Source organism: Streptomyces fuscichromogenes, assembly GCF_014645815.1.
Lineage (GTDB): Bacteria > Actinomycetota > Actinomycetes > Streptomycetales > Streptomycetaceae > Streptomyces > Streptomyces fuscichromogenes.
Window position 1 is genome coordinate 345,928 of the sequence record NZ_BMML01000004.1, and the last position, 26,742, is coordinate 372,669.

A 26,742-nucleotide genomic window follows, 5' to 3' on the forward strand; every position below is an offset into this window, starting at 1 on the left:
CTATAGCCGCTCTTTATACCCCCATTCACCATGATCCTCTACCGGACTCGTCCGGGAGGTTCTACGGTGCAGACGGAGCCGCGCGCGAGGCATTCCGTGGATATGCGCGTCTTTTAATTTCGAGGAGGGGTTTCCGTGTCCCCGAACGCTCATCACCGTCACAGGGCCGCACAAGTGGCGGAGTCCGGGGCTTCCGTACGGGTCGTCCCGGTCGCGGCGCGGCCGCCCTCGGTCGGTGAGGTGCGTATCGACGTGGAGGCGACCGGCATCTGCGGCGCCGATATCGGCACGGTCCGCAATCCCGCTCCGGCGGCCGGCTTCCCGGTCACTCCGGGCCACGAGGCCGCCGGCGTGATCGCTGAGCTCGGCCCCGGGGTGCGGGGGTGGGACGTCGGGGAGCGGGTGGCCGTCGGATGGTTCGGCGGCAGCTGCGGGCACTGCTCCGCCTGCCGTACCGGCGATGTCGTCCACTGTCCCGAGCGGAAGATCCCGGGCATGTCGTATCCGGGCGGTTGGTCGAGCACCCTCACGGTTCCCGCCGCCGCTCTCGCCCGGATCCCCGAGGGCCTGTCCGCGGCGGAGGCCGCGCCCTTCGGCTGCGCGGGCGTCACCACCTTCAACGCCCTGCGGCACTCCGGTGCCGGGCCGGGTGACCTGGTCGCCGTCCTCGGGATCGGTGGTCTGGGGCATCTGGCGGTGCAGTTCGCCGCGGCGATGGGGTTCGAGACGGTGGCGATCGGCCGGGGCGAGCAGAAGCGGAAGCTCGCCGAGGAACTGGGCGCGCGGCACTACCTGGACACCGAGCGGCAGGAACCCGCTGCCGCGCTACGGCAGTTGGGCGGGGCGCGGCTGATCCTGTCCACGGCCGCCAGCAGCAAGCCGCTGGCGGAGCTGGTGGACGGGCTGGCCCCGCACGGGCGGCTCACCGTCGTCGGCTTCGACGGAACCCCCCTCCAACTGCCCCTGGCCAAGCTCGTCATGGACGCTCGCAGCGTCACCGGCCACCTGACCGGCAGCCCCGCGGACACCGAACAGGCCATGCGCTTCGCGATCGCCACCGGTGTCCGCCCCCGGGTGCAGACCGTCCCGCTGGAGGAGGCACAGCAGGCACTCGACACCCAGCAAGAGGGCAAGGCCCGCTTCCGGATGGTCCTCGTCCCCGGCGCCTGACCGCCGCCACACCAACGGAGAAACGGAGTCGTAGATGCTCCAGCATCACGGCCACGACGTCGTCGTGGTCGGTGCCGGGATCGCCGGCCTCGCCGCGACCGCCGCCCTGGTCGCCGCCGGCCGCGACACCGTGTGCCTGGAGGCACGCGAACGTGTCGGCGGGCGGCTGCTCAGCGCGGCCGCCCCGCCGGGAGCCCTCGATCTGGGGGCCACCTGGTACTGGAAGGGGGAGCGGCGGGTCGCGGATCTCGCCGCGCGGCTCGGCATCGACACCTTCGAGCAGCCTCTGGCGGGGGACACTCTCGTCCAGGACGCCACCGGCGTACGACGGCTGCACGGCAACCTGCTCGACGCCCCCGCCCGCCGCTTCGCACCCGGGGCCGAAGCCCTCGCCCGTGCGCTCGCGGCCGAACTGCCCGCGGACGTCGTACGACCGGACAGTCCCGTCACCGCGATCCACCGCCGCGCCACCGGCGGGCTCGACGTCCGTACGCCGGGCTCGGTGCTGCATGCCGAGCAGGTGATCGTGGCCGTACCTCCCGCGCTCGCCCTCGCGCGCATCGACTTCGGCTCGCACCTGTCACCGGAACTGGTCCGCCTCGCCGAGGCGACTCCCGTGTGGATGGGGGCCGTTGCCAAGGTCGTTGCCCGCTACCCGGCCGCCTTCTGGCGGGAGGCGGGGCTCGCGGGGGCGGCGGCCAGCAGAACCGGCCCGTTGCAGGAGGTGCACGACATGTCGGGTCCCGGCGGACGGCCCGCCGCGCTGTTCGGCTTCGCCGCGGCGCAGGCCGTCGGCCCCGACTTCGAGCAGGCCGTGACCGCCCAGCTGGCCCAGCTCTTCGGCCCTGCCGCCGCTGAGCCCGAGACGCTCCACATCCAGGACTGGAGCGGCGAGCGGTGGACCGCGCCGCCTGGCGTGCACCACCTGGCCGACCACTCCCTGTTCGGCCACCCGCTCTACCGTCGATCCGCGCTGGACGGCAGGCTGCACTGGGCCTCGACCGAGACGGCCGACCGGTACGCCGGGCACATCGAGGGCGCGCTGACCGCCGCCGAGCGAGCGGTGACGGCGTCCCTGACCAAGCAAGCGACCGCAGAAGAGGCGAACTCATGCTCCAGATAGAGGCGTTGCTGCGCGAGTACGACCGTGCCCGTGCCTATACCGACGACCTGTGGCGGGACCTCACGCCGGACGAGGTGACCTGGCGTCCGCACGAGAACTCCAGCGCCATCGGCTGGCACCTCGGCCACCAGGCCCATGTCGCCCATTTCATGATCCGCAACCTCACCGCGGCGGAGCCCAGCCCCGACCCGGAACTCGACGGACTCATGGACTCGGCGAACCCGGAGAAGTTCCGCGGCACGCTGCCGACGGTCAAACGGCTCACCGAGTTCCGCGAGACCGTCGCCGACCGCGTGCACGCCCGCATCGGCGACATCGCCGCCGGCCGGGTCGGCGCCCCCGCCCAACTGATTGTGGTCGCGACCCACTTGCTCACCACGCTCGTCAACCACGAGTACCAGCACGACCAGTGGATCAGCGAGGTCCGCGCGGGCGACCTCGGGCACGCGCTCCCGCCCGATCCCGACAGCGAGCACCTGCGCCGTATCGACGGCTATCTCGTCGTAGACGTTCTGTAGCCCCAGAGGGAGACTCACCCGTGACAAGCACCGCCGCGGACACCGCCGCCGGTATGTCCCAGCGGTCCGAGGCCCAGCGCCGCGTCCTCGCCGTCCTGGTCAGCAGCCAGATCCTGAGCGGGGCGGGGCTCGCGGCGGGCATCACCGTCGGAGCCCTGCTCGCCCAGGACATGCTCGGCTCCACCGACCTGGCGGGGCTGCCCAGCGCGCTGTTCACCGCCGGTTCGGCCCTCGCCGCCGTCACCATCGGCCGCATATCGCAGGCCCGGGGACGCCGACCGGGCCTGGCCGCCGGATACCTGACCGGTGCCGTCGGCAGCGCGGGCGTCATCGCCGCCGCCGTCGCCCGGAGCCCGGTGCTGCTGTTCGTCGCCTTGTTCGTCTACGGCGCGGGGACGGCCACCAACCTCCAGGCCCGGTACGCCGGAGCCGACCTCGCAGCTCCCGCCCACCGTGCCCGCGCCGTCTCCACCGTCCTGGTCGCCACCACCCTCGGCGGCGTCGTCGGCCCCAACCTCGCCGCACCCACCGGCACCCTCGCCGACCACCTCGGCATCCCCGCCCTGGCCGGACCCTTCCTCCTCGCCGGCGTCGCCTACGCGCTGGCCGCCCTCGTCCTGGCCGTCTGGCTGCGCCCGGACCCCCTGCTGCTCGCCCGCAGCCTCGACGTCCAGCGGCCGACGCAGACCCGCGCGGCGAAGACTCGCGGGCCGGGGCTGATCCCGGGCGCGCTGACGATGATCCTCACCCAGCTCGTCATGGTCGCGATCATGACGATGACCCCCGTGCACATGCACGACCACGGCCACGGCACCGCGGCCTCCGGCCTCGTCATCGCCATCCACGTCGGCGCCATGTACCTGCCCTCGCCGCTGACCGGCTGGCTCGTGGACCGCCACGGTCCGACCCTCGTCGCCGCGGCCTCCGGCCTGACCCTCCTCGCCGCCGGAAGCACCGCCGCCGCCGCGCCCGTCGACTCCGTTGCCGTGCTCGCCCTCGCGCTCGCCCTCCTCGGCCTGGGCTGGAACCTCGGCCTCGTCTCCGGCACCGCGATGATCACCGACGCCGTGCCGCTGGCCACCCGCGCCAGGACCCAGGGCATGGTCGACGTGTCCATCGCCGTCGCCGGCGCCACCGGCGGCCTGAGCTCCGGACTCGTCGTGGCCGCCGCCGGCTTTCCCGTCCTCGCCCTCACCGGCGGCGTCCTCGCCCTCGCCGTGCTCCCCGCCATCACCGTCAGCGCGAGCAGCCGGTGAGTCGACGCGACACCACTGCACCGGCATGACCGCTCTCTCGCCTCCTGTGCTCATCTTGTGGGCCTGAACTTCTCGCGTCAGAAGGGGATTTAGGCCCCCGTCGCCCGAAACGTCGAAACTGAAATCGTGCCTCATTCCCTGAGTCTCGACCCACCTGGGGTTTCTCTTCTTCAGACACCCTGGATACTCGTCAACTAGCCTTATTTTCAGATGCGTTGACAGGAAATCACGCAGGAATCAAAGTCCTCTCAGGTATCCATCACAGTGCCCGGCGATCGAATGTCGCTTGTCAAGGAAATGCCGAAGAGATTTCTGAAGGTCTCTTTTCGGTCGGCTGTGAAGAAGGGATACCACATTGCAGGCGAACAACGCTCACCGCAGGTCGTCGCGGCGTAAGAGGAAGATGGTCGCGTCCTTTGCCGCGGGAACGGCGCTTCTCCTCGGCGGGCTGTACACGGCGAACGCCGCCACCGGCGAGAGCGGCACGTCCGTCGCCGGCGTGACCGCCTCGTCCTCGTCCGCCACGTCCGCGGACTCCGACTCGGCCGGTTCCGGCGTCTCGGACGTCGTCACCGCCGCCAACGCGTTCATCGCCACCCTGGACAGTGATCAGCAGTCGTCCGTGCTGCTGGACTTCACCCAGGCGAACGCCACCGCGTGGTCGAATCTCCCGTGCGGTTCGACCTGCCGGGTCGGCATCGAGCTCAGCAGCCTCAGTGACACCCAACTGACCGCCGCCAAGGCGGTGATCAAGGCGGCGACCGGCACCGGGACCGACACCGGCGACGACCAGGTCACTCAGATCCTGGCCGCCGACGACTACCTCGGCGAGACCGCCACCGGCTACGGCAGCGGCAACTACTACCTGGCGTTCCTCGGCACGCCGAGCACCAGCGGGACCTGGCAGCTGCACTTCGGCGGTCACCACCTCGCGCTGAACCTCACCTACAAGGACGGCGCGGTCGAGGGTTCCACCCCGTACTTCGTCGGTGTGGAGCCGACCAGCTGGACCGGCGACGACGGCACCTCGTACGCACCCCTGTCCGGGATGTACGACGGGATGAAGGCCATGGTGGACAGCCTGACCACCGACGAACTGTCGGAGGCGAAGCTGTCCGAGTCCTTCAGTGACGTGCTGCTCGGCCCGGACGACGACGGCGCCTTCCCGTCGACCAAGGAGGGCCTCAAGGTCAGCGAACTCACCGACGACCAGCAGGCGCTGGTCCTGGCCGCCATCAAGCCGTGGGTCGACGTGGCCGACGACGACACCGCCGCCTCCGTGCTGAGCACCTACAAGTCGGAGCTCGACGAAACCTACATCTCGTACTCCGGCAGCACGGACCTGAGCGCACAGGGCGACTACGTCCGCATCGACGGACCGGGCGTCTGGATCGAGTTCGTCTGCCAGGACGGCGTGGTCTTCTCCAGCCAGATCCATTACCACACCGTCTACCGGGACCACAACACCGACTACGGAGGGGAGTTCACGTTCTCATGAGCCGCCCGCCGATCTCACTGTCACATGCGCTGCGCATGCTGGCCGGGATCGCGACGGCGGTGACGGCGGCGCTGCTCCTGGCAGCGCCGCCCGCTGCCGCGCATCCCATGCCGCACTCCGTGCTCCTGCTCGACGTGCACGAGACGTCGGTCTCCGTCGAACTGGAGCTCCCGGTCAGCGACTTCTCCCGGGCCAGCGGCATCGAGCTGGACGACAGGACCACGGCACGGCAACTGGCGGCACGGAGAGCCGTGATCCGCCGCTACCTGGCCGCCCATGTGCGCCCCACCACCCTCAAGGGCAAGGCCTGGACCGTCGCCTTCGGTGACGTCGTACTGAACCGGGCGGAACAGACCTCCACCGGTCCCTACCGCGAGCTGACCGTCCGGGCCACGCTCACCCCGCCCGCCGGAGGGGACACCCGGCACTTCGCCCTCGGCTATGACGCCGTGGTCCACCAGGTCGTCACCCACACCGTCCTGGTGTCGATCCGTCAGGACTGGGCCACCGGCCACGTGGCCGACGGGGACGGGGGATCGGCCACCCAGGTGGGCGTCATCCGTATCGACACCCGCACCATGAAGGTCACACCACTCACCATCAACCTGGAGACGGGGAGTGTGTGGAGCGGGACGTACGCCATGTTCCGACTCGGTGCCGACCACATTCTCGAAGGCACCGACCATCTGCTCTTCCTGCTGATCCTCCTGCTGCCCACGCCCCTGCTGGCAAGCCGGCACCGATGGCGCGGAACGGTGGACGCCAAGACCGCCATGGGCCGGATGGCCCGCACCACTCTCGCCTTCACCATCGGGCATTCCCTCGCGCTCGCCCTGAGCGCGTTCGGAAAACTCGACATCCCGGCCCAACCGGTGGAGGCGTTCATCGCCTTCAGCATCCTGGTCGGCGCGGTCCACGCGATCCGCCCGCTGTTCCCGGGACACGAGGCCGTGGTAGCCGGCTTCTTCGGTCTCGGACACGGCCTGGCGTTCTCCTTCGTCCTGGCGCAGATGCACCTCTCCACGGCCCAGCTCGCCCTCAGCCTGGCCGGCTTCAACCTGGGTATCGAGGCGATGCAGCTCCTCCTGGTCCTCCTCGCCATGCCGAGTCTGCTCCTCCTGACCCGGCTTCCACGGACCGCCGTCGTCCGCTGCGCCTGCGCCGCCCTGACGGCCGTCGCCGCCCTGGGCTGGCTCCTCGACCGCCTCGGCCTGGCCAACCCGGTGGCCCGAGCGGCGGACAGCGCCGGAACACACACGTCCGAGCTGTTCGTCGTCCTGACCGGTGCCGCGGTGCTCGCCGCGCTCTGGACGGCCGTCAGCCGTCGCCGAGGCCGAGGGCCGGTCCGAGCCCCGGACACGTCCGAGACTCTGCAGCGGACCCCTCGGGCCGACTTCGCTCTCAGGAATCGCAGGTGACGTCGGTCCTCGGCAGGCGTCCGCCCGTGAGGTAGGCGTTGACGGTGCGGGTGACGCAGGCGGGGGCGCCGGGGAGGGCGTACACGGCGTGGCCGCGGCCGCCACGGACGTACACCAGGCGCGAGCCGTGCAGCGCGCGGTGCATGGCGCGGCCGCTGGACAGGGGCGTCTGGGGATCCCACTGGTTCTGTACGACCAGGGCCCCGACCGAGTTGTCGACGTGGGTGGCCGGTTCCGCGCCGCGGGGCCAGAAGGCGCACGGGGTGATGTTCGCGGCGAAGTCGCCGTAGAAGGGGAGGCGGGACTTCTCGCGGCGGGCGTCCCGCTGGTAGCGGGCCGGGTCGCGGGGCCACGACGCCGTGTTGTCGCCACAGGTGGTGGCCCAGTCGAGGCCGCCGCCGTTGTCGTTCACCGCGTCCGCGGGGCTGGTGTCCGGGCGATTGGTCCGATGGCCCGCGCTGGACTTTCGGAGGGCGACGATGTCGTGGGCTGCCTGGTAGGGCTCGGTGCCGAAGGACCCCCGCAGTGAACCGACCCTGGTGCGACGGTGACCCGGATCCACGGCGCCGCGAACGACCACGCTCGGCCGACCGCACGCTCCTCCAGCCGTCCGCCCGGGTTCGGCACCATGACGGGCGGGCACCGGACCGTGCTCCGCGGTGAGGTGCAGCGTGGAGAAGGCGTCGCCGTCAGGACTTCCGCCTCGGAAACACCGCCCGTACCTCCCAGCCCCCGCCCTCCCGCTGTCCCGTGCACAGTTCGCCTCCCACCGCGGTCACCCGCTCCTTGAGGCCGACGAGGCCGAAGCCGCCGCCGTGGGCGGCCAACGGGAGCTGGGTGCCGCCGCGGCCGTCGTCCACCACGGTCACCACCAGGCGGGCGTCGTCGGCGTGCAGGCGGAGTTCGACGTGGGTGGCGTCGGCGGCGTGCCTGCGGATGTTGGTGAGTGCTTCCTGGGCCACTCGGAAGGCCGCGGCCTGGATCTCGTGGGGGAGGCCGTCGGACACGGCCGGGTCGTGGTGCAGGGTCACCTGCTGCCCGGGAGCCGTGAAGTTCTCGACCAGTTCGGTGATGCCGGCCAGGTCGCCGACCGGGCGGTGGCGCTCCGTCTCGGGACCGGTGTGGCGCAGTACGCCGACCGTGCGGCGCATCGAGGCGAGCGCCTCGGTGGCGGCACGTTCGATGCCGGCCAGGACGGGGTCGAGTTCCTGCGACAGGCCGGGGTCGAGTTCCTGCGGCCGGCCGGCCGCCATCATGCGGGCCATCTGGGTCTGGACGAGGATGCCGGTGACGTGGTGGGCGACGAAGTCGTGCAGGTCGGCGGCGATGGCCAGACGTTCGTCGCGGCGGGTCTCGCTGACGGCCACGGCGCGGCGGTAGTCCAGCGAACGCAGATAGCCGGCGAGACCGGCGACGAGTCCGACCAGCACCAGCCCGATCATCTCCAGGCCCAGCAGGTCACTGCTGAACGTCACGTCGCCACGTACCGGGAGGGCGAGCAGCGCGCCCGCGTCGAGGACGCCGCACACGACGGCCCAGCGGGGCGGGCATTGCCGTACCGCGATGAAGAGGAGGGTCAGGAGGAGCAGGATCTCGCCGGGGCCGAACACGACCGGCCCCCGGACCAGGAGCGACGCCGCGGTGAGCAGGGCCGAGACGAGCGCGGGCACGGCGGTGCGCACCTGCGGGGTGAGCCACTCGGGCCGCCGCCCGGCCGGCCACAGCACGGCGGCCAGCCCGACGAGCACCACGGCCAGGGTCTGCCAGGTGGGGCTGGCCGTCGGCAGGACGCTCGCCCCGTCGGAGCCCGCGTAGAGAACGACGTCGACGACGCAGGCGGCGACGAGGACACCGACGGCGAGGCCCCGGGCACAGCCCCGGGCGGGAACGGACTTCATGCCGATCACGGTAGGTCAGACCTCCGGCGGCGGGATCGGCCGAACGGCCGAGGGCCCGGCGGGTCCGCCCCGTGATCCCGGCCGTTCGGCCGAGGCGCGCGCCCGGTCCGGCGGGCGAGGGTGGAGCCGCCTCCCCACCACGGACATCAGGAGTACGCGATGCAGCGCAGCAAGTTCCTCATCGGCGCCCTCGGCGGCGTGACCGCCGCTTTCGCGCTCGGCGGCCTCGGTACGTATCTGCTCTCGGGCACCGAGTCGACCACCGGGCTGGACGAGCGCACCACGGTGTCGGTGGACGGCCATCGGGCGCTCGCGGCGAACATCGTCGAGGGCCGTACCGAGAGCAAGTACCACCCGCTGCCGTGGGTCGGCGACAAGCTCACCGCCGTCAGCTGCCCCACGGGCCTCAAGGCGGTGGCCGGGGCCACCGTCACCTGCACGGGGGAGAAACGCGGCGGCGGGAGCGTCGACATCCCTGTCCGGGTGATCAAGGCGGGCGCGAAGAGCGTCACCTGGACGTTCGAGCGCTGAGAAGGGACCGCGAGCCATCATGGGTGCCGTTCTGGCCGGTCACGGCCTCGTCAAGAAGTACGGCTCCACCACCGCCCTGGGCGGCGTGGACGTCGAGGTCGGTGAGCGCGACTCGCTGGCGATCATGGGCCCGTCCGGGTCCGGCAAGTCCACCTTGCTGCACACCCTCGCGGGGATCATCCGCCCCGACGACGGGCAGGTGCTGCTGCGCGGTGAGCGGATAGACAGCCTGGGGGAGAACCGGCTCAGCGCGCTGCGCCGCAAGAGGTTCGGGTTCGTCTTCCAGTGCGGGCAACTGCTGCCGGAGCTGCCCGCCGAGGAGAACGTCGCGCTGCCGCTGATGCTGGAGGGCGTGCCGCGCGCCGAGGCCGTCGCCCGCGGACGACGCTGGTTCGCGCCCCTGGGCCTGGAAGGGCTGGAGCGGCGCCGCCCCGGCCAGCTCTCCGGCGGACAGGCCCAGCGCGTCGCCATCGCCCGTGCCCTGGCCGTCGAGCCGGACGTGGTCTTCGCCGACGAGCCCACCGGCGCCCTGGACCAGCGCACCAGCACCGAGGTGGTCCAGCTGCTGACCTTCGCGACCCGGGAGACGGGCGCCGCCCTGGTGATGGTCACCCACGACGCCGACGTCGCCGCCCACTGCGGCCGGGTCCTCCAGGTCCGGGACGGCCGGATCAGTGGCTACAGCCAGTTCACCATCGCCTGAGCCCGCAGGAGCAGCCACCATGCCTTCCCCCGTCCTGCCCCTGACCTGGCACCTCGCCAAGGCATCCGGCCGCCGCGGCCTGCACTCCCAGCTGCTCGCGGCCGGGGCCGCCGCCGTCGGCTCCTTCCTGTTGCTGGTGATGATCGCCGCCACCGTCGGTGCCGGCGACCGCGCCGCCCACACCACGTGGCGCACCCCCGACGCCGTACCGGCGAAGCGGGCGACGGCCGTCCAGGCCACGACCACGACGTACGTCCGCCGGGAACCGGTCACCGTCGTGAACCTGGCCCAGCTGCCGGGCCGCGCCCCGACCCCCGCGCCCCCCGGCCTGCACGGCTTCCCGAAGCGGGGCGAGGTGTACGTCTCCCCGGCACTGGCCGAGCTGCTGCACAGGCTCCCCGCCGCACAACTGGCCGACCGCTTCCCCAGGGTGACGTCGTACGGCACGATCACCGCCGCCGGTCTGGCCTCGCCCGACGAACTGGTCGCGGTGGTCGGGCGGGCGCCCGGCGACGCGGCCGTCTCGAAGTCCGCCGGGAACCAGAACTACTACGACGAGGACCTGACGAAGCGCGCCCCGGTCGCCGGGTTCTCGGCCACCAAGGCCAGTGTGTTCACCGCCGCCGACCAGGGGACCGTGCTGCTGGGCGTGGTGCTCCTGGTCGTACCGGTCGTCGTGCTGGCCGCGGCCGCCGGACGGCTCGGCGCGGCCCGGCGCGAACAGCGGCTCGCCGCACTGCGGCTGGCCGGAGCCACCCCGCGGCAGATCCTCGCCCTCACCGCCGTCGAGGCGGCCGGGGTCGGCGCGGCCGGAGCCCTGGCGGGCGCGCTCGCCTACGTCGCGTCGCTGCCCGCCCTCGCCGAGATCCCGTACGGCGTCGGCGCCTGGTACACCGGACAGCTGTGGGTGGGACTGCCGTGGCTCGCCGCGGTGGTGGCGGCCGTCACCGCGCTCATCACCGTCAGCGCGGTGACGATGCTGCGCCAGGTGGCCGCCTCGCCCCTGGGCGTCGCCCAGCAGGCCGACCCGCGCCGCACCCGCGCCGTCCGCCTGGTGCTGTTCGTGGGGGTCCTGCTCTACATCTGGATGTCCACGGGTGACGGCGGCCAGCTGAAGACCCGCCAGTTGCTCGCCCTGCTGGCCCTGTTCTACGGCGCGTTCTGGCTGTTCGGCCCGTGGGTGGTGGACCGGCTCGGGCGCGTCGTGGGCCGCCGTGCCAAGCGCCCGGCCACGCTGCTGGCCGCGCGTCGGCTCAGCGACGACCCGCGCGGGGCCTGGCGCACCGTCAGCGGTCTGGTGCTCGCGGGGTTCGTGGCCGGGTTCTTCTCCGTCAGCGCCCTGGGCTCCGAAGGCCCGAGTCACCACGGCCAGATCGCGGTGATCACCGCCAACGCCGCCGACGCCCGGCACACCGCCACCGAGGCACGCGAGGCGCTGCGCCGGGCGGGCGTCACGGCGACTGTCATCGTCACCGGCGAGGACGCCTACGACAGCCTGCTCGGCGGTGTCGACGGGGTGACCGCCCAGGTCTCCGGCGGACCGGACCGCCTCGACACCGCCGTCACCGCCCTGACACCCCTCGGGTCCGGCAGATACCCCTTCACACAGGAGTACGTGTCCGCCCCGGACGACACCGTCACCGCCCGGGTGGCCGCCGTCAGTTCCGCCACCCTGGTGCTGAACTTCCTTGTCGCGGCCGCCTCGGCCGGTCTCACCGCCGCCGCGAACGTCCTCGACCGGCGCCGGGTGTACGGGCTGCTCCGGTTGTCCGGCACTCCGCTGGAGGTGCTGGACGGGGCCCGGGTCCGGGAGACGGTCATCCCGTTGGCCGTGCTGGCCGGCGGCACCACCGCGATGGGGGCCTTCGGCGCCATGCAGCTCAACAAGGCGGCCGGTACCACGATGAACGTCGGCGGCGCCCTGGAGTTGGTGGTCTGCGTGGCCGTCGGCGCGCTGGCCGTGTTCGCCGCCATCGCCGGCAGCAGGCCGCTGCTGCGGAGGGTGACGGCCGGGCCGGTACCCACCGCGGACTGACCGTGGACCGATGGCGTACCCGCGATCGGCTCGTCCCCCCGAGGCCCCGTCCCGCTGAGGCATGATCGGACCATGACCACTCCCACTCCGACCGGGGCACCCATCCGCGTCCTCATCGCCGACGACCAGGAGATGGTCCGCACCGGGTTCCGCTTCTTCCTCGACGCCCAGCCCGACATCACGGTGGTCGCCGAGGCCGCGGACGGCGAGCGGGCGGTGGCGCTGGCCCGGCAGCTGCGGCCGGACGTGTGCCTGCTGGACATCCGGATGCCGAAGCTGGACGGTCTGGAGGCGACCCGGCTGCTGGCGGGGCCCCAGGAGGCCGACCCGATGAGGGTGGTCGTGGTCACCACCTTCGACCTCGACGAGTACGTGTACGGGGCGCTGCGCGGGGGCGCCTGCGGGTTCCTGCTCAAGGACTCGGGGCCCACGCTCCTCGCGGAGGCGGTCCGCGCCGCCGCGGTCGGCGACTCGCTGGTCTCGCCGTCGGTCACGGTCCGCCTGCTCAAGCACGTCATGGCCGCCGAGGCCCCCACCACTGCTCCGGTGGGGGCCGCCCCGCCCGCGGACCCCCTCACCGACCGTGAACTCGACGTCGTCCGCCTGGTCGCCCTCGGCCGTACGAACGCCGAGATCGCCGCCGAGCTGTACGTCTCCCTGTCCACGGTCAAGACGCACCTCGGCAGCGTCCAGCTCAAGGTGGCGGCCCGCAACCGTGTCGAGATCGCGGCCTGGGCCTGGCAGCACGGGCACGTGCGGCCAGGCGCCTGACGTGATCCCGTACCGCGATGAAGGGCGGGGCGGGCGACCTACCAGGCACCCTCGTCCCGGACCTCCGCGACGGTGACGGCGGGGAGGACGAGCCGCGCACCGGCGGCACCCCCGACGACGAGGCTCTGCGTACTCCGGACCGCTTCCGTCGTGAACCACGGGTTGCCGTCCGTGCCCGGATGGACGGCGGAGTGCGGGAAGTCGCTCGACTGGATCTGCAACTGGAGGCGGTGGCCCTTGCGGAGCCGGTAGCCGTTGTCGTCCAGGGTCAGGGTCAGGGTGTCACCGCCCCGCTCGGAAAGAACGGCGCGGCCCCAGGAGACCGGGCGCGTGGTGCCGTCGGGGTACACGTCCTGCAGCTTCGCGAAGACATGCGTGGAGGGCGCCGAGAACGAGACCTGCGCCGACAGGACCGGCTGTCCGGCGAAGTCGAGGTGCTCGGACAGCGGCTCGGTCCGGAAGGTGAGCACGTCGGGACGGTCGGCGAGGCCGCGCTCGTCGGGGTAGTCCGCGAGCAGGTACCAGATGGCCTCGATGCCGGTGCTGGACGGGACCGGGTGCTCCGGGTCGTGCGTCCAGGCCAGCGAGGTCGTCGCCTCGTCCGGGAGGCGGTTCAGGGCGTGCACCCCCGTGCCCTGGGCGGCGAGGTGGAAGGTGAGCGGCCGGCTCGGCGGCGGGTACTCCTGCGAGGACTGCCAGCCGACGTGTCCGACGTGCCACCGGGCACGCGGTCGGGGTGCCGTCGGCCGTACCGCGTTGAGATGCTCGTCGAAGAAGTCCGCCACTCGCCGCACTCGGTCTCGATCTTCTCGGCGAGCGCGGTCTCGCTGACATACGGGTTGCGCTCGTCACCGGCCCCGACGTCCTTGAGCTGGTAGCCGGCGTGGTCGGCCGATCCGACGCGGAGGAAGTGCAGCTCGCGTCGGCCGTTCAGGGAGCGGAAGTGCCTCCAGTCGCGCAGTCCGAGGGGCGCGAGGCCGGGGTCGTACCAGTTCTGACGTATCTGACCATCGCCCAGGAATGGAACGTCCTGGCCGGTTTCAGCGGCCAGGTCTCCCTCGGTGCCGCCGCGTTCATGGCGACCGGGGGCTACACCACCGCGCTGATCCTGGTCCACACGGGTCTGCCCTGGCCGGTGGCCCTGCTCGGCGCGGGTGTCGGCGCGGGTCCCCTCGCCCTGCTGCTCGCCGTACCGCTGCTGCGGCTGCGCGGCGACTACTTCGCCGTGGGAACGCTGGCCGTCTCCGTCGCCGTCCAGGCCCTGCTCAGCAACTGGAAGTGGGCCGGCGGCGCCGGCGGCCTGACGCTCCCCACGGAGCGGATTCCCAGCGGGGGCAACCTGTACCAGATCGCGGTCCTCGTCGCGGCCCTGGCCATGGCGCTCGCCCTCTACGTCCGGCACAGCGCCTTCGGCCTGCGGCTCACAGCCGTCCGCGACAACGAACCGGCCGCCGCGGGACTCGGTGTCTCCGTCCACCGACACCGGCTCGCCGCTCTCGTCCCCACCAGCACGCTCACCGGCCTGGCCGGAGCGGTGATCGCCTTCCAGTTCGTCGTCATCTCCCCGGACGGCGTGGCGAGCGTCAACTGGAGTCTGAACGCCGTCCTCATGACCGTGGTCGGCGGCGCGGGTACCGTGCTCGGACCCGTCGTCGGCGTCGGCGTCGTCTACTACGGGCTGACGCGTGCGCTCCAGGACCAGCAGACACTGTCCATGGTCATCGAAGGAGTCCTGCTGATCGCGATCGTGCGCTTCGCCCCGCAAGGGGCCTGGCCTTTGATCAGCCGCGCCGTCCGACTCCCGTGCGTCCGGCACCGGACACCCACGCCCGATGCGGACATCGCCTCCACCGCCATCCCCCGAACTCCAGAGCACGCATGACGGTGGCATCGGCTTCGCCGACCCGACGCCACCGCCTTCGTGGTGCGTTCCCCATCTCGACGATCGACCGGCCGTGAGTTCCGAACACCATGGATCCACGGCCATCGCAGCAGACCTCCCATGGCGACTCGGCGCTCCTCGGACCTGGGCAAGCACTCCGCCGAGGTCTTCGCCGAGGCCGAGGGTCGTGCCGGCTTGCTGAACTTGGCCGCGCAGCTCATCACCGTCACCCTCGACGACCGCGGCTCGCTCGCCGAGCGGATGTCCAAGGCCTTCCCCTGGATGTTCGCGCTGCCGTCGTTCTCCACCGGCCGGCCGCACCTCGCGACCGCAGAGCTGACCGCCTGGAAGGAGACGGCCACCGCCGTCGCGGCCGGGCTCAGCAGCGGCAGCACCGGTCCGGAGCGGCCCGACGACGATGAGACCGTGGAGCGCGTACCGCAACCGAAGCATGGCGCATGTCTCAGTACGTGCTGTGCAGCCTGATCCGCAAGGAGCAGATCGGCGGTCGGGGCCGCGTTCCTCCGGGAGTGCGGCCCCGCACCGCTTGCTACAGCCAGCCGCGCTGAGCGGCCCGCAGCCCCAGCTGGAACCGGCTCGCCGCGCCGAGCCGTTCCTGAAGGTCGCTCACCCGCCGCCGCAGTGTGCGCAGACTCACCCCCAGATGCCGGGCCACCGCCTCGTCCTTCATCCCGGCCGCCAGCAGCCGCGTCAACGCCTGCTCGTCCTTGGAGAGTTCGCCGCCCACCACGGGCCGGCCGAGCGGAGTCGCCTGCTGCCAGGCCAGCTCGAAGAGCTTCTGCAGGGCCTCGGTGACCGCCGAGTGCCACACGACGACGGCGCAGTAGCCGCCCGCCGCGGACGAGGTCAGCGGGAGCATCGCCCGGCGTCCGTCGACCACCAGCAGCTTGAGCGGCACGGACGGCAACACCCGTGCCTGCTCGCCGAGTTCGACCATGTTCCGGACTCGGGACAGAGCGCTCGGATCCTCCAGGTCACTCGCCGCGTAGAGGCCGCGTGAGACGATCCCGCGCTTCAGCAGATCGGCCTGGAGGTTCGCCTGCGGTGCGGGCGGGGCGAGGTACGGCGGAGTGTCGAAGAGGCACACCTCGTGCTCGGCGCGGGCGTACATCTCCTCCAGACGGGCCGCGATGGCGCCCTCGCCGGAGGCGACCTCGATCAGCCGGGACGGTTCCTCGCGCAGCAGCCCGGCCTCGTACGCCGTGGCCATCTCCTCGGCGGTGGCGGCGAGCAGTTCGGACTCCGTCTCGCGCCGCCGGATCAGCGCGCGGATCGCCACCCGCGGGTCGACCGCCCGTAACCCGCCCATGGAGTCGGGCGGTTGGAGCAGTCCCAGGGTGAGCAGCCGGTTGCAGGCCTCGCGCAGTCGGGCCGGGGTCGCCCCGGTCAGCAGCGCCCAGCCGGCCGCGCCGGCGTCGGGCTGATGCAGAATCGACTGGTACACCACCTCGTCGAAGGCGGAGACCCCCACCGCGGCCCAGGGGCTCGCGGCAGGGGTCTGTCCCGCAGGATCTTGTGCCGTGTTCACCATGGCTCGCCACGGTAGAGGTTCTTTGTTAAGAATCCTTACAGTGGCTTGGGGCGTTGCTCACTTCAGGCCGAACGCCCGCAGCACGGTCTGGTCGATCCCGTTGCCGTCCCGGTCGGCGGCCCGCACCCGCAGCGACACCGTCTCGGCGCCCTTCGCCGGCCGGAACCGCGCCGTGCCGTTCTTCACCTTCACCTCCGTCCAGGACGTGCCGTCGTCGTAGGAGACCCAGGCCTGCAGACTGCTCACCTGCACGCTCCCCAGCTGGTTCGCGACCGGGAGCGCGATCTTCACCTTGTGCCTGCTGTCGGCCCGGTTGAGCAGGTCGAGGCGCTTCGGGCTGATGCCGACCGTGAGCAGCGGCAGCGCCGTCTTGGTGTCGGTGTGCGCGGAGGAGAAGGTCCACTCGGTGTGCGTGCTCGTCGAGTACCTGGCCCACTCCGCCCTGCGCTGCACGTCCAGTTCGAAGCGGTACGCGGTCCTGTCCGCCGCCACGTCGAAGGTGCCGTACCCGCCGAGCGTGGAGTCGCCGACCAGTTGCCCGTCCGCGTAGAGCTTGCCCTTCGCGGTGTTGTCGATGCCGTCGATCGCTCCGTAGTGGCCCGGCGTGGAGTCGGTCAACTCCGGCACCCGGAAGGTGAGTCTGTCTCCGTCGCGAGCGGAGAGCCCGTACTCCTGGCTGCTGCCCGGCCGGACCACCTGGCGCAGCCAGTCCTCGGCGGACTCGGTTCCCGGCTCGGTGAAGGTGCGCAGCGGGCTCCACTCGCCCTTCAGCGTGTCCCACTTCGGATAGACGACGTGCCAGGTACGGGTGTCCGGGTCGACGTAGTAGTACTCGTCGCGCTCCGTGCCCAACTGCGTGGGCACACTGGTCTCGATGCCGAAGCGCTGCCAGGGCCGGAAGGTGTACAGGGTGTCCGCGCCCATGTCGCCTGCCGTGGCACCGAAGTAACGCGCCGTCCGCTTCACCGTGTCGGACTTGTCCAGGCGGTAGGTCTGGTTCGCGGTGATGGCACCGCTCTGCGCGGCGAGCAGGTTGTAGACGTAGGGGCTGGTCGGCGTGGAGTCCAGCTTCAGCCTGACCTTCTTGCCGGTCTTCAGCAGGCTGCCGAGCGCGGCGCCCTGCTCGCCGGTCGCGATCATCAGCGGGACGGTGGTCGCCCGGTCCACCGCCTCGATCCAGAAGCCCGGGGTCTTGCGATAGGCGATCAGGTAACCCGCCCCGGCCTTGGTCGCGTTGTCCAGCGCGGACTGTGCCCGCTCCGTGGCACCGAGCGCGACCACCGCCACCTTGCCCTTCACGTCGAGCCCCGCGAAGTCGGCCGCGGTTCCGCCGCCCGCGTCCACCGCCTCGACCGTGTGCTCACCGCTGAACTTCAACGGGAAGTCCTCGTACGTCTGGCAGTAGTAGAGCGAGGAAAGCGACGTCTTCTGCGGACTGATGACGCTCGCCGTCAACTCCTTCGCGTACAGGCGGAACTTGGCGTAGAAGCTCAGGGTGCCCTCGGTGACCTGCTGGGTCGGCGCCACGTAGACGTGATCGGTCCAGAAGCCCTGGCTGTAGGTGAGCCCCCAGGCGCTGCCCGGCCCGCTGCGGTACCAGTTGGTGCTGAACCCCTGGAACTCGGAGTCCTCCTTGGTCTTCGGCTTGATCTCCACCGCCTTGCGGGCGTCGAGCACCACCGCGGTGTCCCCGTCGACCTTGATCTCCGGGTTGCCGACGATCGACGTGCCCACGGCCTGACCGCCCGCGTCCCGGTCCGGGATCCAGGTCGCGATGGAGTAGGTGCCGGCCGGCACCCGCCAGGTCCAGCCGGAGCCGATGAAGCCGTACTCGTCGGGGTAGGCGCCGTTCAGCTCCTGGAGCGTGTAGATCGACGCCCCGGCGGACGGGTTGCCCTCGCGGTCCACGATCGAGAGCTTGAGGTCGTACGTCTTCGGCGCCCTCTGGAAGCCGACGCCCGTGGTGACCTGGACGCCGTCGGCACTCGCCGTGACATGGCCCGTGTAGCGGCCCTGGGCCTCCTGCGCCGGGTCGACGGTGACCGGGAGCGCGGCGGTGCCGTGCGCGGGCACGGTCAGCGCGTCGGCGCCCAGCGTGAGGGCGGCGAGCGACGACGAGATCTTCAACTCCACCGCCTTGTCGGTGGTGTTGGTGTACGTGATGTCCTTCTCGACGGCCCCGGTGTCGCCGTCCTCGAACTCGCCGAAGCTCAGCGTCGGGGTCGCGAAGACGCCCTGCTCGACGGCGCGCACCGCGTCGACCCGGCCGTCGCCCTGCTCGAACACGGAGTTGTCGGGGTTCGTCTTCGCGGTGCTGGCGAGGGCCTCCTTGATCTGCTCGCCCGTCCAGTCCGGATGCGCCTCGGCGACCAGCGCCGCCGTGCCCGCGACATGCGGGGTGGCCATCGACGTACCGCTCGCCGTCGTGTAGTAGTCGTCGACCGGCGTACTGCCGGGCATGTTGGTGCCCGCGGCGCGGGCCGCCGTGATGTTCACGCCCGGCGCGGTGATCTCCGGCTTGATCGCGTAGTCGCCGATGCGCGGACCCCGGCTGGAGAACGAGGCCAGCTGGTCCGACTTGTCGACCGCGCCCACCGTCAGCGCGGAGTCGGCGATGCCCGGGGTGCCCACGGTCTGCTCACCCGGCCCCGCGTTGCCCGCCGCGATCACGAACAGTGTGCCGGTGGCCGCAGACAGGTCGTCGACGGTCTCGCTGAGCACGTCGGAGGGGCCGGACGCCGTGCCGCCCAGGGACATCGAGACGATCTTCGCGCCGGAGTGCGCCGCCCACTCCATGCCCGCGATGATCCAGGAGGACTGACCACTGCCCGTGTTGTCCAGCACCTTGCCGACCAGCAGCTGGGCGCCCGGGGCCACCCCCTTGTACCGGCCGCCCGAGGCCGCGCCCGAGCCGACGATCGTGGACGCCACATGGGTGCCGTGGCCGAAGCCGTCCTGCACCGTCTCGTCCGGTACGAAACTCTCCGAGTCGGCGATCTTCCCGGCCAGGTCCGGGTGCCCGAGGTCCACGCCCGTGTCCAGGACCGCGACCTTGACGCCCGTGCCGTCGTAGCCCGCCTTCCACACCTCGGGCGCGCCGATCTGGGGCACGCTCACGTCGAGGGACGCCTTCACCCTGGCGTCCAGCCAGATCTTGTCGATGCCGTCGCCGAGCCGCTTCGCGGCCTTCGCGGTGGGCGCGGTGCCGAGCGGCGGGGCGATGTCCGACCAGAACGCGGTCGACTTCCTCGCGCTGAGCGCCGCGCCGTCGATCCCGGGCAGCGCCAGCATCCGGCGCGCGCCCTCGGGGGTCTCGGCGCCCTTGCCGTACGTCGCGATGACCGGGGTGCTGCCGGTCTTCGCGTCCGTGTACCCCTGCGCGACCAGCTGGGAGACGTTGAACAGAGCCGGGTCCAGGCGGCCCGCCCGGATCAGCGGGATGGCGTCCGACGGCAGGACGCTGACCTGGCCGTCCTTCTCGCTCGACAGGAAGGTGGCGGCCTCGCGGCCCTTGCCTCGCCGGACGTCGACGGCGTTCTTGCCGTCCGCTCCGACGGTGAGGGTCACGGTGTCGCCGGTGATGAGGGTGACGGTCTGCGGTGGGGTGGTGGTGCTCGGACCCGCGAGGGGTGTGACGGGTGTGGTGACCGGGGACCCCGAAGCGGCTGTCGCGGGCGTGATCGCCCCCGCGAGCAGTCCGGCCGCTCCTGCCACGGCCCACAGGGCGTGGAGTCTTCGCATGGGTGGACGTCCTCCCCTGAACGTGGAAACGCTCCCGCCCGGTGAGCGGAAGCCGAAGATCAGAGTGGGCGCCGGGTCGGCTGCGGCTCAAGGGATCACGGTGGCCAAAGCGTGCCAATGCCCACTTCGGTCACCGGAGTCGGCGCGGAGCCCCAGCCCGGCGAGTCCGGCCGCCCGTGGTCCTCGCGTCCGCGTTCCGGCCGCCGCGCCCGTGTTGTCACGGCTTCGGCTCAGCCGGAACACAGGGTTCCCTCAGCGAACCGGCACAGACTTGCGACATGTCCGCCACCGCAGGGTCCCGAACCGGCCGCGTCCGCGTCCTGATCGTCGACGACGAGCCCGGTCTCACCGAGCTGCTGTCCGCCGCCGTCGCGGACGCGGGCTGGCGTCCCTACCCCGCGCTCGACGGACAGACGGCCCTGCGACTGGCCCGCGGCTGCGCTCCGCACGCGGTGGTGCTCGACGGCATGCTGCCCGACCTCGACGGCCTCCAGGTGCTGCGCAGACTCCGCTACGAGATGCCGAGGCTGCCCGTCCTGATGCTCACCGCCCGCGATGCCATCGAACACCGGATCGACGGACTGGAGGCCGGGGCCGACGACTACGTCACCAAGCCCTTCTCCGTGGAGGAGGTCGTGCTGCGGCTGCGCGGACTCCTGCGCCGGGCCGGCACCGAACAGCCGCCCCCCGACGACTCGGTACGCGTGCTCGGCGACCTGGTGCTGGCCGGCGAGTCCCGCGAGGTGCAGCGGGCCGGTGCCCAGATCAGGCTCACCGCCAAGGAGTTCGACCTGCTCAGCCTGCTCCTGGACCATCCGCGCCAGGTGCTCAGCAAGGCCCAGATCCTCGACCACGTGTGGAGCACCTCCTTCGACGGCGGCGGCAACCTCGTCGAGGTCTACATCTCCAGCCTGCGCCGCAAGATCGACCGGGGCCGGGCGCCGATGATCCACACCGTGCGCGGTATGGGCTACGTCGTACGACCCGTGGAGGAGGGCAGATGACCGCCCGACTGCGGAGCCGGTCGCTGCGCACGCGACTGCTCCTCTTCATCACCGCCGTCCTCGTCTGCGTCTGCGCCGCGATGGCCCTGACCACCGTCTTCGCCCAACGCGCCTATCTGCTGGGCAACCTGGACGACCGGGTGAGCGACGCGGCCGAGCGCGGCGTCGGCGGTGCCGCCCTGCACCCGGGGCTCACCCGCGACCTGACCTTCCTCAACGAGACCGGCCAGCCGGCCGGACTGCTCGCCGCCCGCCTCGACGCCCGGGGGAACATCATCAGCGCGGCGGTCGTCGGCCACGACGCGCCCCCGCGCACGCTCACCACCGCCCAGACCACCGCCCTCAAGGGCCTCGAACCGGACGGCTCGACCCACACCCGTGCCGTCCCCGGCCTCGGCACCTACCGCGTCACCGCCATCGACGCCAGCGGCATCCGGGTCCTCGCCGGTCTCCCCATGGACGACGTGCTGGACACCATCAGCGGCCTGGTCGAGATCGAGGCCGGGGTGGCCGCCGTCGGCCTCACCGCGGCCGGCTGCGTCTGCGCGGTGGTGATACGACGCCAGCTGCGCCCCCTCGGCCGGGTCGCCGCCACCGCCGTCGAGGTCTCCCACGCGCCGCTCGGCCGGGGCCAGGTGACCGGCCTGACCCGGGTACCCGAACGGGACACCGACCCCGGCAGCGAGGCCGGCCAGGTCGGCGCCGCCCTCAACCGCATGATCGACCACGTCGAGGCGTCCCTGGCGGAACGCCAGCACAGCGAGGAACAGGTGCGCCGGAGCGAGGAGCGCATGCGGCGCTTCCTGGCCGACGCCAGCCATGAACTGCGCACCCCGCTCGCCTCCATCGCCGGGTACGCGGAACTGATGAACCGCGGCACGGACCGGATCGAGCCGGGTCTGGCCTGGCGCCGGGTCAACGCCGAGTCGGCCCGGATGCGCAGCCTGGTCGAGGACCTGCTGCTGCTCGCCCGCCTCGACGAGGGCCGCCCGCTGCAGTCCGCCGAGGTGGACATGGCCGCGCTGGTTGCGGAGGCCGTGTGGGACGCGCGGGCGGCCGGCGCCGGGCACGTCTGGCAGCTCGACCTCGACCTGGACGCACCGGCGTTGGTACTGGGCGACGAGGCCCGGCTGCACCAGGTGGTGGCCAACCTGCTGGCCAACGCACGGGTCCACACCCCCGCCGGCACCACCGTGACCGCCGCGGTCCGGGCCACCCCCACCACCTGCGTGATCCGGGTCCGCGACGACGGCCCCGGCATCCCGCCCGGCCTGCTCCCGACCGTCTTCGAACGCTTCACCCGGGCGGACACCTCGCGCACCCGCGCCGGCGTCCTGGAGGGCGGCTCGGGCCTGGGCCTCGCGATCGCCTCGGCCATCATGGCGGCCCACGGCGGCCGTATCGACGTACAGAGCGCCCCGGGCCGCACCGAGTTCACCCTGGAACTCCCGGTCACCGAACTCCCCGCGACCGAAACGGCGATCGGCGCCCGCACGGCACCCGTGTAGCGGACACCGGGACCGCCGGGGAGCGACGGTGACGGCGGCCGCGGTCGTGCGCCGGTCGTACGGGCGTGATCAGAATCCGACGAGGGCGTCGAGGTCGATCCGGACGGGGAACGGCACGTCGGTCACGAGCTTGCCGTGGTGCACCGGGTGCAGAGGGGCGGGGAAGTAGGAGTGTGTGTCCGCGTTGAGCCAGTACTCGTGCACCGCCAGTTTCCGGTCCCTGCCGAGCTCGACCCGCCAGTAGCACGGGACCTTGGCGGCGGCGAACTGTGCGGGCTTGCTCACGCGGTCGTCGCGGCGGGAGCCTGGGGAGACGACCTCGACGACGAGGGTGAGGTGCGACGTCGGGATGCACTCCACCTCGAAGTAGTCAAGGTTCCGGGGATCGTAGACGATCACGTCAGGTTTGACGACGTTCTGCTCGTCCACCATCACACACTGCTCACTCAGGACCCGATACGGCTTCGTACGCGCCGCTTTGAGGGCATCGGAGATGCCTTCCCGTACGTCGTTGTGCCAGAACTTGGGCCGCCCCTTGACCACGATCCATCCGTCCACGAGTTCCCAGTCGAAGGGCAGGTCCAGGTCCTTGACCTGGTCGAATGTCCAGCCGTCAGCAGGCGGGAACATCCAGTTGTCCTCGTTGGCCGGTCCCTGCTGGCGTGTCGTCATCACTGCTCCCATGGGCGAGAGTGTGGACGCTGTTACGCGTCGTGATTCTCTGTACGAAGGTATCGCCACCCGAAGCGGTGAGGCCATGCCACGCCGTTTACAGCCGCCCCCGTCCGCGCTAGTTTCACAGGGGAGTGGGGTGGGAGCGCTCCCATATGTTTCGGCGGACCGGAACCCGCCGACGCGCCGGGCCCGCTTCCACCCCGCGTTCGCTCTCCATGACCCGCGCACGACCGTTCACCCCACACAGAGGTCGATCTGTCATGACTATGACAAGAAGGCAACTCTCCTCCCACCTGCCCCGATTACCCCGCCCCACCCGGGGCCGGGCCCTCTTCCTCGCCCTCCTCGCCCTGCTCACCACCGTCCCCGCCCTCGCCCTGATCCTGGCCGCCGGTGCCCCGGCCCAGGCGCACGGCACCCCGATGAAGCCCGGCAGCCGGACCTTCCTGTGCTGGCAGGACGCGCTCACCGACACCGGTGAGATCAAGCCCGTCAACCCGGCCTGCAAGGCGGCCCAGCAGGTCAGCGGGACCACGCCGTTCTACAATTGGTTCTCGGTGCTGCGCTCGGACGGCGCCGGCCGCACCCGCGGCTTCGTGCCGGACGGCTCCCTGTGCAGCGGCGGCAACCCCAACTTCACCGGCTTCGACCTGCCCCGCGACGACTGGCCGGTCACGCATCTGACCTCCGGTGCCACCGTGGACTTCTCCTACAACGCCTGGGCGGCGCACCCGGGTTGGTTCTACGTCTACGTCACCAAGGACGGCTACGACCCGACCCAGCCGCTCACCTGGGACGACATGGAGGACACGCCCTTCCTGACCGTCGACCACCCGCCGCTCAACGGCACCCCGGGCACGGTGGCGGCCAACTACTCCTGGACCGGGCAGCTTCCGGCCGGCAAGACCGGTCGGCACATCATCTACATGGTGTGGCAGCGCTCGGACAGCACGGAGACCTTCTACTCCTGCTCGGACGTCGTCTTCGACGGCGGCAACGGCGAGGTCACCGGCATCCACGACCCGGGCAGCCCCACCCAGCCCCCGCCCGGTACCTGCACCGCCACCCGGACCACCACCAACAGCTGGCCCGGCGGCTACCAGTCCGAGGTCACCGTGACCAACAGCGGCGATGTGGCGATGCTCGGCTGGATGGTCGACTGGACGCTCCCCGGCGGCCAGTCGGTGGCCAGCCTGTGGAACGGCAACGCCACCTACAGCGGACAGGGTGTGATGGTCCACAACGCCGACTGGAACGGCTCGCTCAGTCCCGGGCAGAGCACGACGTTCGGCTACGTCGTCCAGGGCGACGGCGGGGACAGCGCAACCGGCCTGCCGTGCCAGGTCGGTTGACGTCCGCGATCCGCTCTGGGCGGACCCGGTGCCGGTGCGCACCGGGTCCGCGAGCCGGGCAGGCGAGGGGGGTGGGTAGGCCTGTCCGGAGGGGAGTTGCTCGAAGTGCCTCGTGCGTGTCGTGCCGTGCGGCCTGTGTCGACGCCATGCTGGGCGACAACGTTGTCTCATGGTCTTTACATGACTTTACCGTCTCAACGGACAACGACGTCAAGGCCTTTGGGATCGCCTGACCGGGTGAACCGGGTCGGTGCCCTCGGCGGCATGCGCGGTCCTCCGTGGTACCGGTGGCGCACGTTACTGTCCCTGCGGCTTGTGCGACCTGTGGTGCGCGACCCGTCCGGAGGAGGAAGGGCCGCGTCATGCGTTTCCGACCCATGTCCCTGCTGCTGGCCTCGGTACTCGCGGCCGGCGGTGCCACCCCCGCCCTCGCGGCGACCACGAGCACACCCCCCGAACCGGTCAAGGACCCCACGGCGTACGTCGATCCGCTGATGGGCAGCCGGAACGGCGGCAACACCTTCCCGGGCGCCGTCGTGCCGTTCGGCATGCTCTCCTGGAGCCCGGAGAACGCCAGAGGCGACGCGACCAGGACGGCCGCACCGGGTGGCTACCAGTACGACGCCACCCGCATCCGCGGCTTCGGCCTGACCCACATGTCCGGCACCGGCTGGGCGGGCGGCAGCGGCGACATCCCGTTCTTCCCGTACGCCGGCGAGGTCACCTCGTCCCCGGCTGCCGACACCGAGGACACCGTCTACGCGGCCGACTTCAGCCACGCCGACGAGACCGCCGAGCCCGGCCACTACGAGGTGGGCCTCGCCTCCGGCGTCACCGCGGACCTCACCGCGACCACCCGCACCGGCTCGGCCCGCTTCACCTACCCGGCCGACAGGCCCGCCTCCCTGCTGATCCGGACCGCCAGCTCCGAGGTGGGCTCGGCAGATTCCACGGTCTCCATCGACACCAGCCGGGCCCGCAGTCTGGCCACGGGCAGGCCGGAGATCAGCTTGCGGAACCGCTTCCTGCGGCCGTGTTTCTCCCGGGTGGTCTCGGCGGTGAAGTCGAGGTCTTCGACGGCGATGGCGAGGCGATGGCGTCTGGCCCAGTGCAGCAGTCGGATCAGTGCGTGCCTGACCTGGGCGTCACGGTGGTCGGCGGTGCCGGTGAGGTCGTAGCCGAAGCGGAGCGGTGCGCCGACCGGGTTGCCGTGTTCGTCCAGGCGCCAGGCGGCGAGGTGGTCGGCGTTGGTGTCCACACCGACCATGCCGTTCGCGCGGGCGGCCTCCAGCGGGATCGCCCGGACGGGTGGGAGGGTCCAGGAGGCGGTCAGGTACCAGCGGCCCCGGCCTGCATCTTCGTGGATGCGGTAGGCCACGGCCCGGTTGGCGGTGACACGGTCGGCCCACTGCTCGCCCCGGTGCGCGAACGACACCGTCGCGGCCAGGACGTACCGGCCGTGCGGGGCGTTCGCCAGATGCGCCAGCGGCGCGGGGAGTCTGAGGGAGACCTCGCCGTCGGGGGTGACGCGGAGGGTCTCGTTGCCGTACCGCTTGCCGGACTCACCGTCCGCCTGGAGGAACCGCCGTTCGGCCCGCCACCGCGTGCGCCACTGCTCCTCGGTGAGCCCGGCGGCATCAAGATGGTGGCGGGTGGCCAGCAGTCGCTTCCCGCCGCGCACCATATGCACGGTGCCGGCCTGCCAGTGGGCCCGCGCCGCCTGGAGCCGGTCTTCGAGGACGTGCAGACGCCGGGACTTGGCATGCCACTCCTTGCGCGAGCGGTAGCCGCCCGGAGTGTGTCTGCTGCCCTTCTCGCCCAGGGGCAGGGACAGCCGGCATCGAAATCCGTCACCCCACCCAACGACCACCACCCGTGAAGGTCACGCATTCGACGCAAGAACTCCCCTTCCCCGCCCGGAGCACGCCCGCCAGCGCCCGGCACACTCACTCATCCGCGCCAGAACGCGTTCAAACGACGCCGATCACCAGCTACTCACAACCCTTCCGAGCGCAGGGCGTACGAGCGCCTGGTGCGTCAACCGGCTGGACGATCGCCATCTCGACCTTCAGATGGCCGACCAGTTCGCCGCCTTGGGCCTTCAAGA

The 26,742-nt window shown here is 71.6% G+C and carries 21 protein-coding genes and 2 pseudogenes; 16 read left to right on the top strand and 7 right to left on the bottom strand.

What is annotated here, in order from left to right:
- Positions 1-135 precede the first annotated feature (135 nt).
- The 6 genes from IEZ11_RS10990 to IEZ11_RS11015 all read left to right on the top strand — a co-directional run bounded on the left by IEZ11_RS10990 (position 136) and on the right by IEZ11_RS11015 (position 6,983).
- Positions 136-1,170, top strand: a complete 1,035-nt coding sequence (locus tag IEZ11_RS10990; RefSeq protein ID WP_229712947.1) for an alcohol dehydrogenase catalytic domain-containing protein — start codon at positions 136-138, stop codon at positions 1,168-1,170.
- A 34-nt stretch (positions 1,171-1,204) separates the two neighbouring features.
- Positions 1,205-2,293 (top strand): flavin monoamine oxidase family protein, encoded by a 1,089-nt coding sequence (locus IEZ11_RS10995; RefSeq protein WP_189262479.1) that lies wholly within the window; start codon positions 1,205-1,207, stop codon positions 2,291-2,293.
- Positions 2,281-2,811, top strand: coding sequence for a DinB family protein (locus IEZ11_RS11000; protein ID WP_189262480.1), 531 nt, complete (start codon positions 2,281-2,283; stop codon positions 2,809-2,811). The genes IEZ11_RS10995 and IEZ11_RS11000 overlap by 13 nt, the downstream gene beginning before the upstream one ends.
- Positions 2,812-2,831: 20 nt before the next feature.
- The gene (locus IEZ11_RS11005; protein WP_229712948.1) at positions 2,832-4,067 is read left to right on the top strand and encodes an MFS transporter; all 1,236 of its coding nucleotides are present in this window, start codon (positions 2,832-2,834) and stop codon (positions 4,065-4,067) included.
- A 403-nt stretch (positions 4,068-4,470) separates the two neighbouring features.
- Positions 4,471-5,565 carry a DUF3500 domain-containing protein gene (locus tag IEZ11_RS11010; RefSeq protein ID WP_189262481.1) on the top strand — a complete coding sequence of 365 codons (1,095 nt, stop codon included), beginning with the start codon at positions 4,471-4,473 and terminating at the stop codon, positions 5,563-5,565.
- The gene (locus IEZ11_RS11015; protein ID WP_189262482.1) at positions 5,562-6,983 is read left to right on the top strand and encodes a HupE/UreJ family protein; all 1,422 of its coding nucleotides are present in this window, start codon (positions 5,562-5,564) and stop codon (positions 6,981-6,983) included. Before IEZ11_RS11010 ends, IEZ11_RS11015 begins: the two co-directional genes overlap by 4 nt.
- On the opposite strand, the gene IEZ11_RS11020 is transcribed toward IEZ11_RS11015, so the two are convergent.
- Both IEZ11_RS11020 and IEZ11_RS11025 read right to left on the bottom strand, forming a co-directional pair.
- A complete protein-coding gene (locus tag IEZ11_RS11020) occupies positions 6,967-7,563 on the bottom strand; it encodes an alpha/beta hydrolase (protein ID WP_229712949.1) in 597 nt (198 codons plus the stop codon). The genes IEZ11_RS11015 and IEZ11_RS11020 overlap by 17 nt on opposite strands.
- A gap of 109 nt (positions 7,564-7,672) precedes the next feature.
- Positions 7,673-8,881, bottom strand: coding sequence for a sensor histidine kinase (locus tag IEZ11_RS11025; protein ID WP_189262483.1), 1,209 nt, complete (start codon positions 8,879-8,881; stop codon positions 7,673-7,675).
- 159 nt (positions 8,882-9,040) lie between these two features.
- Here IEZ11_RS11025 and IEZ11_RS11030 point away from each other — a divergent pair, with 159 nt between their 5' ends.
- The 4 genes from IEZ11_RS11030 to IEZ11_RS11045 all read left to right on the top strand — a co-directional run bounded on the left by IEZ11_RS11030 (position 9,041) and on the right by IEZ11_RS11045 (position 12,921).
- A complete protein-coding gene (locus IEZ11_RS11030) occupies positions 9,041-9,412 on the top strand; it encodes a DUF4333 domain-containing protein (protein WP_189262484.1) in 372 nt (123 codons plus the stop codon).
- A gap of 19 nt (positions 9,413-9,431) precedes the next feature.
- Positions 9,432-10,115, top strand: a complete 684-nt coding sequence (locus IEZ11_RS11035; protein ID WP_189262485.1) for an ABC transporter ATP-binding protein — start codon at positions 9,432-9,434, stop codon at positions 10,113-10,115.
- Positions 10,116-10,134: 19 nt separating this feature from the next.
- Entirely contained in the window at positions 10,135-12,150 is a 2,016-nt protein-coding gene (locus tag IEZ11_RS11040; protein WP_189262486.1) for an ABC transporter permease, read from the top strand.
- A 72-nt stretch (positions 12,151-12,222) separates the two neighbouring features.
- Positions 12,223-12,921: a response regulator gene (locus IEZ11_RS11045; protein WP_189262487.1), complete on the top strand. Its 699-nt coding sequence runs from the start codon at positions 12,223-12,225 to the stop codon at positions 12,919-12,921.
- Positions 12,922-12,959: 38 nt separating this feature from the next.
- Here IEZ11_RS11045 and IEZ11_RS11050 read toward each other — a convergent pair whose 3' ends face one another.
- The gene (locus tag IEZ11_RS11050; RefSeq protein WP_189262488.1) at positions 12,960-13,706 is read right to left on the bottom strand and encodes a CocE/NonD family hydrolase; all 747 of its coding nucleotides are present in this window, start codon (positions 13,704-13,706) and stop codon (positions 12,960-12,962) included.
- Positions 13,707-13,864: 158 nt separating this feature from the next.
- Here IEZ11_RS11050 and IEZ11_RS11055 point away from each other — a divergent pair, with 158 nt between their 5' ends.
- Together IEZ11_RS11055 and IEZ11_RS11060 are read left to right on the top strand one after the other, a co-directional pair.
- Complete coding sequence (locus tag IEZ11_RS11055) at positions 13,865-14,803, top strand: branched-chain amino acid ABC transporter permease (protein ID WP_189262489.1); 939 nt, start codon at positions 13,865-13,867, stop codon at positions 14,801-14,803.
- Between the two features lie 120 nt (positions 14,804-14,923).
- Complete coding sequence (locus IEZ11_RS11060; RefSeq protein ID WP_189262490.1) at positions 14,924-15,289, top strand: hypothetical protein; 366 nt, start codon at positions 14,924-14,926, stop codon at positions 15,287-15,289.
- Positions 15,290-15,353: 64 nt separating this feature from the next.
- On the opposite strand, the gene IEZ11_RS11065 is transcribed toward IEZ11_RS11060, so the two are convergent.
- Together IEZ11_RS11065 and IEZ11_RS11070 are read right to left on the bottom strand one after the other, a co-directional pair.
- Positions 15,354-16,355 (bottom strand): response regulator transcription factor, encoded by a 1,002-nt coding sequence (locus IEZ11_RS11065; protein ID WP_189262491.1) that lies wholly within the window; start codon positions 16,353-16,355, stop codon positions 15,354-15,356.
- 57 nt (positions 16,356-16,412) lie between these two features.
- Positions 16,413-20,096 carry a S8 family peptidase gene (locus IEZ11_RS11070; RefSeq protein ID WP_189262492.1) on the bottom strand — a complete coding sequence of 1,228 codons (3,684 nt, stop codon included), beginning with the start codon at positions 20,094-20,096 and terminating at the stop codon, positions 16,413-16,415.
- Between the two features lie 278 nt (positions 20,097-20,374).
- On the opposite strand from IEZ11_RS11070, the gene IEZ11_RS11075 reads away from it, so the two are divergent.
- Complete coding sequence (locus tag IEZ11_RS11075; protein WP_189262493.1) at positions 20,375-21,100, top strand: response regulator transcription factor; 726 nt, start codon at positions 20,375-20,377, stop codon at positions 21,098-21,100.
- Positions 21,097-22,608 (top strand): HAMP domain-containing sensor histidine kinase, encoded by a 1,512-nt coding sequence (locus IEZ11_RS11080; RefSeq protein ID WP_189262494.1) that lies wholly within the window; start codon positions 21,097-21,099, stop codon positions 22,606-22,608. Before IEZ11_RS11075 ends, IEZ11_RS11080 begins: the two co-directional genes overlap by 4 nt.
- A 69-nt stretch (positions 22,609-22,677) precedes the next feature.
- Here IEZ11_RS11080 and IEZ11_RS11085 read toward each other — a convergent pair whose 3' ends face one another.
- Complete coding sequence (locus IEZ11_RS11085; RefSeq protein WP_229712950.1) at positions 22,678-23,292, bottom strand: Uma2 family endonuclease; 615 nt, start codon at positions 23,290-23,292, stop codon at positions 22,678-22,680.
- Between the two features lie 251 nt (positions 23,293-23,543).
- Here IEZ11_RS11085 and IEZ11_RS11090 point away from each other — a divergent pair, with 251 nt between their 5' ends.
- Both IEZ11_RS11090 and IEZ11_RS11095 read left to right on the top strand, forming a co-directional pair.
- Positions 23,544-24,635 (top strand): lytic polysaccharide monooxygenase, encoded by a 1,092-nt coding sequence (locus tag IEZ11_RS11090; RefSeq protein ID WP_373294893.1) that lies wholly within the window; start codon positions 23,544-23,546, stop codon positions 24,633-24,635.
- 362 nt (positions 24,636-24,997) lie between these two features.
- A pseudogene (locus tag IEZ11_RS11095) lies at positions 24,998-25,600 on the top strand (glycoside hydrolase family 92 protein); the annotation flags it as partial.
- Here the strand turns inward: IEZ11_RS11095 and IEZ11_RS11100 are convergent.
- A pseudogene (locus tag IEZ11_RS11100) lies at positions 25,594-26,472 on the bottom strand (IS200/IS605 family accessory protein TnpB-related protein); the annotation flags it as partial. The pseudogenes IEZ11_RS11095 and IEZ11_RS11100 overlap by 7 nt on opposite strands.
- Between the last annotated feature and the right edge of the window lie 270 nt (positions 26,473-26,742).

What these genes read in the sequence shown, in the direction of transcription:
- IEZ11_RS11030 (WP_189262484.1), top strand. Translation starts at nt 9,041, where the DNA reads ATGCAGCGCAGCAAGTTCCTCATCGGCGCCCTCGGCGGCGTGACCGCC.
- IEZ11_RS11015 (WP_189262482.1), top strand. Translation starts at nt 5,562, where the DNA reads ATGAGCCGCCCGCCGATCTCACTGTCACATGCGCTGCGCATGCTGGCC.
- IEZ11_RS11085 (WP_229712950.1), bottom strand. Translation starts at nt 23,292, where the DNA reads ATGGGAGCAGTGATGACGACACGCCAGCAGGGACCGGCCAACGAGGAC.
- IEZ11_RS11000 (WP_189262480.1), top strand. Translation starts at nt 2,281, where the DNA reads ATGCTCCAGATAGAGGCGTTGCTGCGCGAGTACGACCGTGCCCGTGCC.
- IEZ11_RS11010 (WP_189262481.1), top strand. Translation starts at nt 4,471, where the DNA reads ATGGTCGCGTCCTTTGCCGCGGGAACGGCGCTTCTCCTCGGCGGGCTG.
- IEZ11_RS11045 (WP_189262487.1), top strand. Translation starts at nt 12,223, where the DNA reads ATGACCACTCCCACTCCGACCGGGGCACCCATCCGCGTCCTCATCGCC.
- IEZ11_RS11060 (WP_189262490.1), top strand. Translation starts at nt 14,924, where the DNA reads ATGGCGACTCGGCGCTCCTCGGACCTGGGCAAGCACTCCGCCGAGGTC.
- IEZ11_RS11070 (WP_189262492.1), bottom strand. Translation starts at nt 20,096, where the DNA reads ATGCGAAGACTCCACGCCCTGTGGGCCGTGGCAGGAGCGGCCGGACTG.
- IEZ11_RS11040 (WP_189262486.1), top strand. Translation starts at nt 10,135, where the DNA reads ATGCCTTCCCCCGTCCTGCCCCTGACCTGGCACCTCGCCAAGGCATCC.
- IEZ11_RS11075 (WP_189262493.1), top strand. Translation starts at nt 20,375, where the DNA reads ATGTCCGCCACCGCAGGGTCCCGAACCGGCCGCGTCCGCGTCCTGATC.
- IEZ11_RS11035 (WP_189262485.1), top strand. Translation starts at nt 9,432, where the DNA reads ATGGGTGCCGTTCTGGCCGGTCACGGCCTCGTCAAGAAGTACGGCTCC.
- IEZ11_RS10995 (WP_189262479.1), top strand. Translation starts at nt 1,205, where the DNA reads ATGCTCCAGCATCACGGCCACGACGTCGTCGTGGTCGGTGCCGGGATC.
- IEZ11_RS11090 (WP_373294893.1), top strand. Translation starts at nt 23,544, where the DNA reads ATGACTATGACAAGAAGGCAACTCTCCTCCCACCTGCCCCGATTACCC.
- IEZ11_RS11080 (WP_189262494.1), top strand. Translation starts at nt 21,097, where the DNA reads ATGACCGCCCGACTGCGGAGCCGGTCGCTGCGCACGCGACTGCTCCTC.
- IEZ11_RS11025 (WP_189262483.1), bottom strand. Translation starts at nt 8,881, where the DNA reads ATGAAGTCCGTTCCCGCCCGGGGCTGTGCCCGGGGCCTCGCCGTCGGT.
- IEZ11_RS11065 (WP_189262491.1), bottom strand. Translation starts at nt 16,355, where the DNA reads ATGGTGAACACGGCACAAGATCCTGCGGGACAGACCCCTGCCGCGAGC.